Origin of the sequence: Pseudomonas sp. QS1027 (assembly GCF_002814235.1) — a bacterium.
GTDB lineage: Bacteria > Pseudomonadota > Gammaproteobacteria > Pseudomonadales > Pseudomonadaceae > Aquipseudomonas.
In genome coordinates this window covers 298,284-312,435 of the sequence record NZ_PHSU01000007.1, presented here as the reverse complement: position 1 = coordinate 312,435, position 14,152 = coordinate 298,284, and the positions used below count along the sequence as shown (strand labels likewise).

The 14,152-nt window shown below is 62.0% G+C and carries 13 protein-coding genes; 11 read left to right on the top strand and 2 right to left on the bottom strand.

The window, feature by feature from the left end; translation table 11 throughout:
- Positions 1 to 130: 130 nt before the first annotated feature.
- Together CWE01_RS08310 and CWE01_RS08305 are read right to left on the bottom strand one after the other, a co-directional pair.
- Complete coding sequence (locus CWE01_RS08310; protein WP_100940045.1) at positions 131 to 1,351, bottom strand: CaiB/BaiF CoA-transferase family protein; 1,221 nt, start codon at positions 1,349 to 1,351, stop codon at positions 131 to 133.
- Positions 1,352 to 1,368: 17 nt separating this feature from the next.
- Positions 1,369 to 2,550, bottom strand: a complete 1,182-nt coding sequence (locus CWE01_RS08305; RefSeq protein WP_100940044.1) for an acyl-CoA dehydrogenase — start codon at positions 2,548 to 2,550, stop codon at positions 1,369 to 1,371.
- 157 nt (positions 2,551 to 2,707) lie between these two features.
- Between CWE01_RS08305 and CWE01_RS08300 the strand changes: the two genes are divergently transcribed.
- The 11 genes from CWE01_RS08300 to CWE01_RS08250 all read left to right on the top strand — a co-directional run bounded on the left by CWE01_RS08300 (position 2,708) and on the right by CWE01_RS08250 (position 14,120).
- The gene (locus CWE01_RS08300) at positions 2,708 to 3,628 is read left to right on the top strand and encodes a LysR family transcriptional regulator (protein WP_100940043.1); all 921 of its coding nucleotides are present in this window, start codon (positions 2,708 to 2,710) and stop codon (positions 3,626 to 3,628) included.
- Positions 3,629 to 4,044: 416 nt separating this feature from the next.
- Positions 4,045 to 5,166 carry a Re/Si-specific NAD(P)(+) transhydrogenase subunit alpha gene (locus CWE01_RS08295; RefSeq protein WP_100940042.1) on the top strand — a complete coding sequence of 374 codons (1,122 nt, stop codon included), beginning with the start codon at positions 4,045 to 4,047 and terminating at the stop codon, positions 5,164 to 5,166.
- A gap of 15 nt (positions 5,167 to 5,181) precedes the next feature.
- The gene (locus tag CWE01_RS08290) at positions 5,182 to 5,505 is read left to right on the top strand and encodes an NAD(P) transhydrogenase subunit alpha (protein WP_100940041.1); all 324 of its coding nucleotides are present in this window, start codon (positions 5,182 to 5,184) and stop codon (positions 5,503 to 5,505) included.
- Complete coding sequence (locus CWE01_RS08285) at positions 5,505 to 6,941, top strand: NAD(P)(+) transhydrogenase (Re/Si-specific) subunit beta (protein ID WP_100940040.1); 1,437 nt, start codon at positions 5,505 to 5,507, stop codon at positions 6,939 to 6,941. Before CWE01_RS08290 ends, CWE01_RS08285 begins: the two co-directional genes overlap by 1 nt.
- A gap of 181 nt (positions 6,942 to 7,122) precedes the next feature.
- Positions 7,123 to 8,616, top strand: a complete 1,494-nt coding sequence (locus CWE01_RS08280) for an acetyl-CoA hydrolase/transferase family protein (protein ID WP_100940039.1) — start codon at positions 7,123 to 7,125, stop codon at positions 8,614 to 8,616.
- Between the two features lie 319 nt (positions 8,617 to 8,935).
- Positions 8,936 to 9,151, top strand: coding sequence for a DUF1127 domain-containing protein (locus CWE01_RS08275; RefSeq protein WP_100940038.1), 216 nt, complete (start codon positions 8,936 to 8,938; stop codon positions 9,149 to 9,151).
- A 380-nt stretch (positions 9,152 to 9,531) separates the two neighbouring features.
- Positions 9,532 to 9,849: a DUF2388 domain-containing protein gene (locus CWE01_RS08270; protein WP_100940037.1), complete on the top strand. Its 318-nt coding sequence runs from the start codon at positions 9,532 to 9,534 to the stop codon at positions 9,847 to 9,849.
- Positions 9,850 to 9,914: 65 nt separating this feature from the next.
- Positions 9,915 to 10,208, top strand: coding sequence for a DUF2388 domain-containing protein (locus tag CWE01_RS08265; protein WP_100940036.1), 294 nt, complete (start codon positions 9,915 to 9,917; stop codon positions 10,206 to 10,208).
- Positions 10,209 to 10,234: 26 nt separating this feature from the next.
- Positions 10,235 to 10,555, top strand: coding sequence for a DUF2388 domain-containing protein (locus tag CWE01_RS08260; RefSeq protein WP_100940035.1), 321 nt, complete (start codon positions 10,235 to 10,237; stop codon positions 10,553 to 10,555).
- Positions 10,552 to 12,519 carry a DUF4105 domain-containing protein gene (locus tag CWE01_RS08255; protein ID WP_100940034.1) on the top strand — a complete coding sequence of 656 codons (1,968 nt, stop codon included), beginning with the start codon at positions 10,552 to 10,554 and terminating at the stop codon, positions 12,517 to 12,519. The genes CWE01_RS08260 and CWE01_RS08255 overlap by 4 nt, the downstream gene beginning before the upstream one ends.
- Positions 12,520 to 12,812: 293 nt before the next feature.
- A complete protein-coding gene (locus CWE01_RS08250) occupies positions 12,813 to 14,120 on the top strand; it encodes a CitMHS family transporter (RefSeq protein WP_100940033.1) in 1,308 nt (435 codons plus the stop codon).
- Positions 14,121 to 14,152 lie beyond the last annotated feature (32 nt).

The window sequence follows — 14,152 nt, the reverse complement described above, 5'->3', positions numbered from 1 at the left end:
GAAGTGGGGCGAATTATAGAGCCACAGAATTTCCCGTCAACGCTTATTTTCACTTTTCTGTCACAAAGGTCAAAAAGACGGCAATACCGGCTGTAAAAGCCGGCGCTCTATATAGAAGAGAGCAGGATGCCTAGAGGACGCCCGCTTCACGCAATGCCTCAACCGCCTCCGGCGCCAGGCCCAACACCCGCTGCAACACCTCCAGCGTATGTTCACCCAACAGAGGAGGGGCGTTGCGATACTCCACCGGAGTCGCGGACAACCGGATCGGACTCGCCACCTGCGGCACCACTCCCGCCAACGGATGCGGCAACTCCACCGCCAGTCCACGGGCCTGCACCTGGGGATCGGCGAATACCTGAGACAGATCGTTGATCGGCCCACACGGCACACCCGCCTGCTCCAACTGCGCAACCCACTCAGCAGTCGTCTTGAAAACTGTCGCCTGGCGAATCAATGGAATCAGCGCCGCCCGGTTAGCCACCCGCAACGTGTTGGTCATAAACCGCGGATCGTCCGCCCACTGCGGCTGACCCGCCACCTCGGCAAACTTGCGGAACTGTCCGTCATTGCCCACCGTCAGGATGAAGTCGCCATCGGCCGTCGGGAAGTCCTGGTACGGCACGATATTCGGATGGGCATTACCCAGGCGCTTGGGCGCCACTCCAGTGGTCAGGTAGTTCATGGCCTGGTTCGCCAGGCATGCCACCTGCACATCCAGCAGCGCCATATCGATATGCTGGCCGCCACCGCCCTGATCGCGATGGGCCAGGGCAGCCAGAATGGCCACTGTCGAATACAAGCCGGTAAGAATATCGGTCAGCGCCACACCCACCTTCACCGGCCCGGCCCCCTCATCACCCTCGGGCCGACCGGTCAGGCTCATCAGCCCACCCAGCCCCTGGATCATGAAGTCATAGCCGGCACGCTTGGCATAGGGTCCGGTCTGACCGAAGCCGGTGATCGAGCAATAGATCAGCTTCGGGTTGAGCACCTTGAGCGACGCATAATCCAGCCCATAGGCCGCCAACCCACCGACCTTGAAGTTCTCGATCAGGATATCGGACCTGGCCGCCAGCTCACGGACCAGACGCTGCCCCTCGGGCTGGGTGAAATCGATGGTCACCGACTGCTTGTTACGGTTGGCCGACAGGTAATAAGCCGCCTCCGTGGTGTTCTCGCCGTAGGCGTCCTTCAGGAAGGGCGGGCCCCAGGCGCGCGTATCGTCGCCATTGCCCGGCCGCTCGACCTTGATCACTTCCGCCCCAAGGTCCGCCAGGATCTGACCGGACCAGGGCCCGGCCAACACTCGCGACAAATCCAGCACTCGCAGATGCGATAGCGCGCCCATGAGCCAAGCTCCTTCTATTAATAGAACGCCTGGAGGCCGGTCTGCGCACGCCCGAGGATCAGCGCGTGGACGTCATGGGTCCCTTCATAGGTATTCACCACTTCCAGGTTCACCAGGTGACGGGCAATCCCGAACTCATCGGAGATACCGTTGCCGCCGAGCATGTCGCGAGCCATACGCGCAATGTCCAGGGACTTGCCGCAGGAATTACGCTTCATGATCGAAGTGATTTCCACTGCTGCGGTACCTTCATCCTTCATCCGTCCCAGACGCAGGCAGCCCTGGAGGGCAAGGGTGATCTCAGTCTGCATATCGGCCAGCTTCTTCTGGATCAACTGTGTCGCCGCCAACGGACGCCCGAACTGCTGACGATCCAGGGTGTACTGGCGAGCGGTGTGCCAGCAGAACTCGGCTGCGCCCAGCGCCCCCCAGGAAATGCCATAACGCGCGGAGTTGAGACAGGTGAACGGACCTTTCAAGCCGCGCACTTCAGGGAAGATGTTCTCTTCAGGGACAAACACGTTGTCCATGACGATCTCACCGGTGATCGATGCCCGCAGGCCGACCTTGCCGTGAATCGCCGGAGCGCTCAGGCCCTTCCAGCCTTTCTCGAGCACGAAGCCACGGATGTCGCCGGCATCGTCTTTGGCCCAGACCACGAACACATCGGCGATCGGGCTGTTGGTGATCCACATCTTGCTGCCGGTCAAGCTGTAGCCGCCGTCGACCTTGCGTGCACGACAGATCATCGCGCCCGGGTCGGAACCGTGGTTCGGCTCGGTCAGACCAAAGCAGCCGATCCATTCACCTGAGGCCAGTTTCGGCAGGTACTTCTGCTTTTGTGCCTCGGTACCGAACTCATTGATCGGCACCATCACCAGGGAGGACTGCACGCTCATCATTGAGCGATAACCCGAGTCGACACGCTCGACTTCCCGGGCGATCAGGCCGTAGCTGACATAGTTCAGCCCGCTGCCGCCGTACTCCACGGGAATAGTCGCGCCCAACAGGCCGACTTCACCCATTTCACGGAAGATCGCCGGGTCGGTCTTTTCATGACGGAAGGCTTCGAGAACCCGCGGCGCCAACTTGTCCTGGGCGAACTGCTCAGCCGTGTCGCGGATCATGCGCTCATCGATGGTGAGCTGTTGATCCAGCAGCAGGGGATCGATCCAGTTGAAGCTTGCCTTGGCGCCCATGGGTGAGTCCTCGTGAAGTCAGTGAAAAGGTCTGGACTGATCCTAGGCGCCACCCGACCATCCGGCAAACGAGGATTTCGCATACTGTTGTGCTAATTTCTCACTCCGAAAAGCTTTCAACCGCTATTTAGCATCACCTTTAGTGAGGTTGCCGTACATGCGCCGCAAAATCCCCAGTACCACCGCGCTGATCAGCTTCGAAGCCGCGGCCCGCCACGAGAGCTTTACCAAGGCTGCCCAGGAGCTTTCCCTCACTCAAGGCGCTATTTGCCGACAGATCGCCAGCCTTGAGGAGTTTCTCGGCGTCGAACTGTTCCGACGTTCCCGGCGCGGGGTGAAGCTGACTGAAGCGGGGCTTTCCTACAGCCGGAGGGTTGCCACGCAACTGGATGCGGTGGAGCGCGACACACTGTCGGTCATGGGGCAGCAGGGCGCCAATGTCATCGAGCTGGCCGTGGTCCCGACCTTCGGTACCCAATGGCTGCTGCCCAGGCTCAAGGACTTCCAGCAGCAGCACCCGGAAGTCACGGTCAACCTGACCAACCGGACCCGGCCGTTTCTCTTCGCCGACACCGACTTCGATGCCGCGATCTACTTCGGCGATGCCGACTGGTCGGGTACCGAGTCCCATCGGCTGATGGGCGAGAACCCGATGCCGGTGTGCAGCCCCAGCCTGCTGGGCAGCCAGCCAAGCCTCAGCGCCGCACGGATCGCCGAGCTGCCGCTGCTGCAACAGACCACGCGGCCCTATGCCTGGCGCCAGTGGTTCAACGCCCAGGAACTGAATGTGCCGCGCGACATGACAGGTCCGCGCTACGAGCTATTCTCCATGTTGGCCCAGGCCGCCATGCACGAGATGGGCGTCGCGCTGATTCCACCCTTCCTGATCCAGCGGGAGCTGGAAGAGGGGCGACTGGTGATCGCCAACCCCAATGCGCTCTCCAGTATCAAGGCGTACTACCTGATGATTCCCGAGCGAAAGGTCGAATCGGCGTCCTTGCGCGCTTTTCGTGACTGGCTGGTGAACCAGGCACACGGCTATAGCCTCCTGTCTTCAAGGCCTACAGCGATTACCTAACTCTGTAGTCAATTACCCTTAACACCTACAGATATAACAATATGTCGCTTTTAGGCAGACTGTACCGATACCGGAAAATCTGGCACGAAAGTGCCTGTTAACAAGGCCCGCGCCTCTATTTTCATTCAATACCGACTCATTCACGTCGCCGATTCGAATTTTCTCCAATTCCAGCCAAAATCCTTGTGAGCCCCTTGTTTCATGGGCTCATGCCGTTCCGTTGCGACATTTGGTCACAGCGTGACTTGTAGTTAATATCGCGTCACCTTTCAGAATATCTTGAAGGGTGTGGTTTTCACCTGCAAAATGCCGCGCCCCGCCGACAAATCCGGCGGGATCGTGCTGATCGGCCGCTCCAGTCGCACCATCCGCAGTGCGCTGGCCTCTTATAAAAAAGATCACGCAGGAGATTTGACGTGCACATTGGTGTTCCTCTCGAAACCCAGACGGGTGAAACGCGGGTTGCTGCAACCCCGGAAACCATCAAGAAGCTGATCGGCCAGGGTCATAAGGTCACGGTGCAAAGCGGCGCCGGGCTTAACGCCAGCGTTGTCGACAGTGCCTATGAAGCAGCAGGCGCAGCCATTGGCAGCGCCAACGACGCCTTTGGCGCCGAGCTGATCCTCAAGGTGGTGGCGCCCAGCGACAGCGAACTGACGCTGATCAAGCGCGGCACCGTCCTGGTGGGCATGCTCAATCCGTTCAACAACGAAACCCTCGCCAAGCTCGCCGAACACGGCATCACCGCCTTTGCCCTGGAGGCCGCACCACGCACCTCCCGCGCCCAGAGCCTGGATGTGCTGTCGTCCCAGGCCAATATCGCCGGCTACAAGGCGGTCCTGCTGGCGGCCCATCACTACCCACGCTTCATGCCGATGCTGATGACCGCGGCGGGTACCGTGAAGGCCGCGCGCGTGCTGATCCTCGGGGCCGGTGTCGCCGGTTTGCAGGCCATCGCCACCGCCAAGCGCCTGGGTGCGGTGATCGAAGCCTCGGATGTGCGCCCTGCGGTGAAGGAACAGATCGAGTCCCTGGGGGCCAAGTTCGTCGACGTGCCGTACGAGACCGATGAAGAGCGCGAATGCGCGGTCGGTGTCGGCGGTTATGCCCGGCCGATGCCCGCCAGTTGGATGCAGCGCCAGGCCCTGGCGGTGCACGAGCGCGCCAAGCAGGCCGATATCGTTATCACCACCGCGCTGATCCCCGGTCGCAAGGCGCCGGTGCTGCTGAGCGCCGAGACCGTCGCGCAGATGAAGCCCGGGTCGGTGGTCATCGACCTCGCCGCCGCGCAAGGCGGCAACTGCCCGCTGACCGTGGCGGATCAGGTGGTAGTCGAGAATGGCGTGACCATTTGCGGCCCGACCAATCTGGCCGGTGCAGTCGCGGCGGATGCTTCGGCACTCTATGCGCGCAACCTGCTGGACTTCCTCAAGCTGGTCTTCACTAAAGAAGGCCAGTTCGAGATCAACCTAGAAGACGACATCGTCGCCGCGTGCCTGATGTGCCGCGACGGCCAAGTCCTCCGCAAAAACGCCTAAGCAGGGATTCAGACGATGGAAGAGCTTATCTCCCCCGGTATCTACAACCTGATCATCTTCGTGCTGGCGATCTATGTCGGTTACCACGTGGTCTGGAACGTGACGCCTGCACTGCACACGCCACTGATGGCGGTGACCAACGCCATTTCGGCAATCGTTATCGTCGGCGCCATGCTGGCCGCCGCGCTGACCGTGACCCCGCTGGGCAAGACCATGGGCACCCTGGCCGTGGCCCTGGCCGCCGTGAACGTGTTCGGCGGCTTCCTGGTGACCCGCCGCATGCTTGAGATGTTCAAGAAGAAAGCACCCAAAGCCGTGAAAGAAGAGGTGCGCAAGTAATGAGCATGAATCTGGTCACGACGCTCTACCTGATCGCGTCGATCTGCTTTATCCAGGCCCTCAAGGGCTTGTCGCACCCGACCACCTCGCGGCGCGGCAATCTGTTCGGCATGCTCGGCATGGCCCTGGCGATCCTTACCACCATCGGCCTCATCTATAAGCTGGGGGCGGAGCTGGCCACCGCCGGCATCGGCTACGTCATCGTCGGCCTGCTGATCGGCGGCACCGCCGGTTCGATCATGGCCAAACGGGTCGAGATGACCAAGATGCCGGAGCTGGTCGCCTTCATGCACAGCATGATCGGCCTGGCTGCGGTGTTTATCGCCATCGCCGCGGTGGTCGAGCCGCAATCCCTGGGTATCGTCAAACAGCTGGGGGATTCGATTCCGCCGGGCAATCGCCTGGAGCTGTTCCTCGGCGCCGCGATTGGTGCGATTACCTTCTCCGGTTCCGTGATCGCCTTCGGCAAGCTGTCGGGCAAGTACAAGTTCCGTCTGTTCCAGGGCGCACCGGTACAGTTTGGCGGGCAGCACAAGCTGAACCTGCTGCTGGGCCTGGCTACCCTGGGCCTCGGCCTGACCTTTATGCTGACCGGCAACCTCAATGCCTTCGCCCTGATGCTGGCCCTGGCCTTCGTCCTCGGCGTGCTGATCATCATCCCCATCGGCGGCGCCGACATGCCGGTGGTGGTGTCGATGCTCAACAGCTACTCCGGCTGGGCGGCGGCGGGGATCGGCTTCTCGCTGAACAACTCGATGCTGATCATCGCCGGCTCCCTGGTGGGCTCAAGCGGTGCGATCCTCTCGTACATCATGTGCAAGGCCATGAACCGCTCGTTCTTCAACGTGCTGCTCGGCGGCTTCGGCAACACGGCTGACGCAGCAGGCCCGGCCGGCTCGAAGGAAGCCCGTCCGGTGAAATCCGGTTCGGCGGATGACGCCACCTTCCTGCTGACCAACGCCGACACCGTGATCATCGTGCCCGGCTACGGCCTGGCGGTGGCCCGTGCACAGCACGCGCTCAAGGAACTGACCGAGAAGCTGACCCACCGTGGCGTGACCGTGAAGTACGCGATCCACCCGGTGGCCGGCCGCATGCCCGGGCATATGAACGTGCTGCTGGCCGAGGCCGAAGTGCCTTACGACCAGGTGTTCGAGATGGAAGACATCAACTCCGAGTTCGGCCAGGCCGACGTGGTGCTGGTGCTCGGCGCCAACGACGTGGTCAACCCGGCGGCGAAGAACGATCCGAAGTCGCCGATTGCCGGCATGCCGATTCTCGAGGCCTTCAAGGCCAAGACCATCATCGTCAACAAACGCTCCATGGCCAGCGGTTATGCCGGCCTGGACAATGAACTGTTCTACCTCGACAAGACCATGATGGTTTTCGGCGATGCGAAGAAGGTCATCGAGGACATGGTCAAGGCTGTCGAGTAAAAGCTTGCGCTAACGCAATATCGAAAACCCCAACCTTTGCTAGGTTGGGGTTTTTCTTTGTCCGCAAAAAACCGACCAAAGGCGCTGAATCCCCAATCGGCATTCGACCTTGGTCGCGCGGCGAAACTTTATGAAACCTCTAGACTGCGCATCTTGCTTCCGTTGCCTGAGATAACACGCCATGTACCGTGATCGTATTCGCTTGCCTTCGTTGTTGGAAAAGGTCATGGGCGCAGCCGACGCTGCCGCTCTGATTCAGGACGGCATGACCGTCGGCATGAGCGGTTTCACCCGCGCCGGTGAAGCCAAGGCCGTGCCCCGTGCACTGGCCGAGCGCGCCAAGACGTCACCGCTGAAAATCACCCTGATGACCGGCGCCAGCCTGGGCAACGACCTCGACAAACAGCTCACCGAGGCCGGCGTGCTGTCGCGGCGCATGCCGTTCCAGGTCGACAGTACCCTGCGCAAGGCGATCAACGCCGGCGAAGTGATGTTTATCGACCAGCACCTGTCGGAAACCGTCGAGCAACTGCGCAACAAGCAGCTCAAGTTGCCGGACCTGGCGGTGATCGAAGCCGTGGCGATCACCGAAGAAGGGCATATCGTGCCGACCACCTCGGTGGGCAACTCGGCCAGCTTCGCGATCTTCGCCAAGCACGTGATCGTCGAGATCAACCTGGCGCACAATCCGAACCTGGAAGGCCTGCACGACATCTATATCCCCAGCTACCGGCCGACCCGCACGCCGATCCCGCTGGTGAAGGTCGACGATCGCATCGGCAGTACCGCGATCCCGATCGACCCGGCCAAGATCGTCGCCATCGTGATCACCAACCAGCCCGACTCGCCGTCCACCGTCACGCCGCCGGACGACGACACCCAGGCGATTGCCAGTCACCTGATCGCCTTCCTCAAGGAAGAAGTGGCCGACGGGCGCATGACCAACAAGCTCGGCCCGCTGCAGGCCGGGATCGGCAACATCGCCAACGCGGTGATGTGCGGCCTGATCGACTCGCCGTTCGAAGACCTGACCATGTACTCCGAAGTGCTGCAGGACTCGACCTTCGACCTGATCGACGCCGGCAAGCTGTCCTTCGCCTCCGGCAGCTCGATCACCTTGTCGAGCCGGCGCAACAGCGATGTGTTCGGCAACCTGGAGCACTATAAAGACAAGCTGGTGCTGCGCCCGCAGGAAATCTCCAACCACCCGGAAGTGGTGCGGCGCCTGGGCATCATCGCCATCAACACCGCCCTGGAGTTCGACCTGTACGGCAACGTCAACTCCACCCATGTCTGCGGCACGCGGATGATGAACGGCATCGGCGGCTCCGGCGACTTCGCCCGCAACGCGCACCTGGCGATCTTCGTCACCAAGTCGATTGCCAAGGGCGGGGCGATTTCCAGCGTGGTGCCCATGGTCAGCCATGTCGACCATACCGAGCATGACGTGGATATCCTCGTCACCGAGATTGGCCTGGCCGACCTGCGCGGCCTGGCGCCACGGGAGCGGGCGAGGGCGGTGATCGACAACTGCGTGCACCCGGACTACCGCGACGCCCTGAACAGTTACTTCGATCGGGCCTGTGCCCTGGGTGGCCACACCCCGCACATCCTGCGTGAAGCACTGAGTTGGCACATCAACCTGGACGAAACCGGGAAGATGCTGCCGAGCTGATTGATACAGTTGGCCGCTGACGCAAACACAGTTTCGTCAGCGGTCTTGGATTTTTCGGTTATGCGAGAAAAACTGTACTGCTGTACCGGTCATTTCCCACCTCGAATCACCTCCAATCTCCCTCAGCCAGGCCAAAATGCACCACTTAGGTGCGGACAGGTACAGTTGCCTCAGTTTCGTGCAGTACAGCACCTCTAAACAGTTAACTGAGCCCTCACAATACAGATGAACTGTATCTAGAGAGACTAGGCAAAGAGGAGGATCATTGGCATCAGTTAAACCACTACCTAATCCCGCCACAAGCGGAAGGATGCTAATCATGGAACGTACACTCAGTTCCGACATGTTCTACGAAAACACCGCTACTGACGCTCAAGCTTCGATGCCTCTGCGCGTTCTCGCCAACCTGATGTTGTGGCAGCGCCGCATTGCCAGCCGCCATCAACTGGCTCGCCTGGATTCGCGTCTGCTGGCCGATGCCGGGATCAGCGAAGCACAGCGTTACGAAGAGTTGAGCAAGCCGTTCTGGCGCTAAGCAGCGCTCGCTGGCCCTGACCCACCGGGTCCACCGCCAGCACCCGAATTGAAAAAACAGAGCCCGTCGCGGGAAACCGCGACGGGCTTTGTCGTTTCCGGCAGGGCGATTTCGGGGACAGGCTCGCGAAAACACCACGCAGGTACAGTTTTATCTTTTTATTATTCGACCAGTACACTTTCATCCAGCCTGCACGAACGCCTCTAAACCGCGGATCAGCCGACGAAACTCGCTTTCAGCAGGCAGGGAACTCTGTCTAATATCGCGGTCATAGGTAGCCAGCAGCGCGGAATGTGCGTCTGAAGTTCATCGCCCATTGTGTTCGAGTGGCGACCTTTATCCGCTGCCACTGTTCCTCTTCATACCCCTGGAGATTCACCATGTCCCGCCTTCGCCTGCTGACTGCTGCCACCCTGTTGACCCTGGCCAGCGCCGCCCACGCCAGCAGTTTTATCGTCACCACCGATTCACTGGTCGGCGCCCTCAAGGCCACTTCCGACGCCTCGTCCGATGCCACCTCGTCGTTGCGCGACAACAAGATCGTGCGCGCGGCCCAGGATGACGCCGCCAGCTTCGTCGCCAGCAATGGCCAGATCCGCAGCGTGAAACTGGAAAGCGCCTTCGACACCATCCGCCGCCAGGTACCGCAATTGCAGGCCAGCGATGCCGAGTTGGCCCAGGCGATCCTGGCCATCTGAACCCCTGGCGCATGGGTCATGCATTCCGCTAGCCTTGGCGCTCGCTCAATAAGACATAGAGACCCATGCGTTCACTCACCTTATTGCTCATAGCGCTCTGCTGGATCAGCCAGGCCCAGGCCTTCGACCTGACCACCCAGACCCTGGTCGGCAGCGGTTATGTCACCAGCCAAGTGACCACCGCGCCCTTCGACCGTAAACTGATACTCGCCGCCCAGGATGACGCTGCCGCTTTTGTTGCCAGCGATGGCCAACTGCGTGGCGCACAGCTGGAGTCGGCCCTGGTCTATCTGCGTCAAACCCAGCCAAAACTTCATGCCAGCGACCTTGAACTGGCCCAGGCAATTCTCGTCCAATAGTCACTTTGCATTCCGGAGACCTTTACATGCGTACCCCCCTGATCGCCGCCGCACTCGGCTTGCTGTTGCTGACCGACGTGGCTTCGGCGCACACCCTGGTGGCTACCAGCAACATGCTCGTACGGGCTACCGGCCGTACCCTCGACTTCACCTCGGACACCACCACCTCGATCCGCGACTCGAAAGTGGTCCGTGAAGCCCACGACGACGCCGCCAGCTTCGTCGCCAGCCAGGGCGATATCCGCGGGGCCCACCTGGAAGCCGCCTTTGCCGCCTTGCGTACCCAGGTGCCGAACGCCCGTGACGCCAGCGATCAAGACCTCGCCGAAGCCATTCTCGCCCTGTGAGATTACTCACCGGCGGGCTGCTGGCCTGCGCCCTGTTGCTGTTCGGCAACGCGGCCCAGGCCAGCCTGCAATTGCACCTCAAGACCGAAGGTCTGAGCCCGGCCGAGCAACAGGCCAGCCAGGTGTTGATCGATGAGGCCATGGCCCATCTGCCGCCGCGTTTTATCCAACAACTGGACCGCAGCATCGATGTCGTCTGGTCGACCCAGATGCCGGACAACGCCTACGGCGAGGCTTCGCTGGTCTCCGAAGTGGACCTCAATCGCGCCTTGCTGCCCGGCCTGGTGGACGGTTCCGCCGCAACGAAAAAAACCCATCGCCCCCACGGCACCGTACGCGAGGAAATGCTCGCCACCGTTCTCCACGAAGTGACCCATATTTATGACCGCGCGCGTTTGTGGCCCGACGCCGAACGTACGCTGATCCAGCGCTGCACCCTGCGCGACAGTAATACCGGCCTGGTCGGCCTGCCCGATCAATGCCGGGGCCAGACCGGTCGACGCTTCACCCTCAGCGACGACCCGCGCCTGCTCGACCTCGCCGGCTGGCCACAGGTGGTCGGCAGCCGTGGCCAGCGGGAACAGCGCAACGGCCAGGTGGTCCGCAGCCCGGACATCTACGAGACCACCAATCCCAAGGAGTTCGTCGCGGTCAACATGGAGTACTTCCTCCTCGACCCGGCCTACGCCTGTCGCCGCCCGGCGCTGTATCGCTACTACCAGGAACGCTTCGGCTGGGCGCCGCCGGCCAAGGACACCTGCGACCAGGCGTTCCCGTTCCTCAACGCCGGCAACGACTTCGGCAAGACGCCCCTGGGCAAGATCGACCCCGAGCGCGTCTACGAAGTCGACTACCTGCTGGCCGAAGCCAACCAGAACTGGGTCAGCCGCTGGGGTCACAGCATGCTGCGCCTGGTGATCTGTGCCCCCGGCCGGCCACGGGGGCCGGATTGCCGGCTGGACCTGGACCAGCACCTGGTGCTGTCCTATCGCGCCTTCGTCAACGATGTCCAGCTCTCGACCTGGGGCGGCCTGACCGGCGCCTACCCGTCGCGGCTGTTCGTCTTGCCGCTGTCCCAGGTGATCGACGAATACACCAAGACCGAACTGCGCAGCCTGGCCTCGGTGCCGCTGAAGCTATCGCGCAAGGAAATCGAGGAAGTGGTCGAGCACGCCGCCGAAATGCACTGGAGCTACGACGGCAACTATTACTTCATCAGCAACAACTGCGCGGTGGAGACCTTGAAGCTGTTGCGCAGCGGCAGCGACAACGCCCAGCTCACGGGCCTGGACAGCATTGTCCCCAATGGTTTGCTGGAAGTGCTCAAGGGCCGTGGCCTGGCCGACACCAGCGTGCTCGACGATCCCCGTGAAGCCTTGCGCCTGGGTTACCGCTTCGACTCCTACCGGGATCGCTACCAGGCGATGTTCGAAGTCCTGAAGAAACAGTTGCCGATCAAGCAGGAGACCGTCGAGGACTGGTTGTCGCAACCCGCCGAAGCCCGCCGCCCATGGTTCGCCCAGGCCAACCTGCGGGCCAGCGCGGCCATGCTGCTGCTGGAGCAGGCGAGCTTCCGCCGACAGTTGCTGCTGGCCCAGGATGAGGTGAAACAGAAGTACCTCGGCGCCCGCGACCTCAAGCTCCAGGACAAAGACATGGACACGGCCAACCGCACCTTGCAGGAGATCCTCGCCAACAGCGGTTACCTCAGTCGTCCGGCGGAATTGCTCGGCAGCAGCGGCTATGGCTTGCCACAACCGTCCGAGTGGAAGCGCCTGGAAGCCGAGAGCAGCCAGCGCCAGCAGCAATTGCAGCGCCTGACCGGCGACCTCGACAAGGAAATCCGCAAGTTGCTCGACCCGGCCCGGGAAGCGCAGATCGAGGCCAGCGAAGCCAACCTGAAGATTGTCGGCGAACACCTGCGGGCGTTGCACAAGGCGGCGGGTGGGCTGGAGCTGCCTTGACCGCAGCGCCCGACGCCACCGCCTTCACATTTTTCTCTCCCCCCAAGCCGCCAGCGAAAGCTGGCTGAAAGCTTGCCCCTTTAGCATCACCTCACCGCCGGCACCAGACCGGTCGGCCGTGGCGCGTCCTGAAGACGCTCGACGGCCCCTTCACAACAATAAGATGGTGATACCGATGTCCGCTACGACCCGCCTGTTCGCTGCAACTCCGTTCGTTTCTTTCGCGCCGCTCGCCCAGCACTGACCCCAGTCGCTTCGCCTTTCCCCAGCCGCGTTACGCCCGGAGCCTCCCCATGCTGACTTTCCTTGGCTTTGCCATGGTCATTACCTTCATGTACCTGATCATGACCAAGCGCCTGTCCGCGCTGATCGCCCTGATCATCGTACCCATTGTCTTCGCCCTGTTCGGCGGCTTTGCCGCGGGCATCGGCAAGATGATGATCGACGGCATCACCAAGCTCGCGCCCACCGGCGTGATGCTGATGTTCGCCATCCTGTATTTCGCCCTGATGATCGACTCCGGCCTGTTCGACCCGGCCGTGCGCAAGATCCTCAAGCTGGTCAAGGGCGATCCGCTGAAAGTCTCGGTGGGCACCGCCGTGCTGGCCCTGGTGGTGTCCCTCGACGGTGACGGCGCCACCACCTACATGATCTGCGTCGCCGCCATGTTGCCGCTGTACAGCCGCATCGGCATGAGTCCGCGAATCATGGCCGGGCTGATCATCCTCGCCGGCGGGGTGATGAACATGACCCCCTGGGGCGGGCCGACCGCCCGTGCCGCCAGCGCGCTGCACGTCGACCCTTCGGACATCTTCGTGCCGATGATCCCGGCGATGCTCGCCGGGGTCCTGGCGATCCTGGCCATCGCCTACTTCTATGGCCTGCGCGAGCGCAAGCGCCTGGGCGAGCTGCATGTGCTCGGCGATGAAATCGATCACAGCGAAATCAGCGTCTCGCAATACCCCGACGCCCGCCGGCCGAAACTGATCCTGTTCAACGGCGCCCTGACCATCGCCCTGATGGGCGCGCTGATCGCCGGCCTGCTGCCGTTGCCGGTGCTGTTCATGGTGGCGTTCAGTATCGCCATGATCGTCAACTACCCGTGCCTGCAACAGCAGAAGGACCGCATCGCCGCCCACGCCGGAAGCGTGCTGGCGGTGGTCGGGCTGATCTTCGCCGCCGGTATCTTCACCGGTATCCTGTCCGGCACCGGCATGGTCGACGCCATGTCCAAGAGCCTGCTGGCGGTGATCCCGCCGGCGCTCGGCCCGTACCTGGCGCCGATCACCGCGCTGGTGAGCATGCCGTTCACCTTTTTCATGTCCAACGATGCCTTCTACTATGGCGTGCTGCCGGTGCTCGCCGAGGCCGCCAGCCACTACGGCATCAGCGCCGTGGAAATGGCCCGTGCCTCGATCGTCGGCCAGCCCGTCCACCTGTTGAGCCCGCTGGTACCCTCGACCTACCTGCTGGTGGCCCTGTCCGGTATCGAGTTCGGCGATCACCAGCGCTTCACCCTCAAGTGGGCGGTGCTGGTGTGCCTGTGCATCCTGCTGGCCGCCTTGTTGCTGGGGACCTTTCCGTTGTACGGCAGTCTATAAGGCAATGATTCACTGTCGCGTCGGCGCGCGGA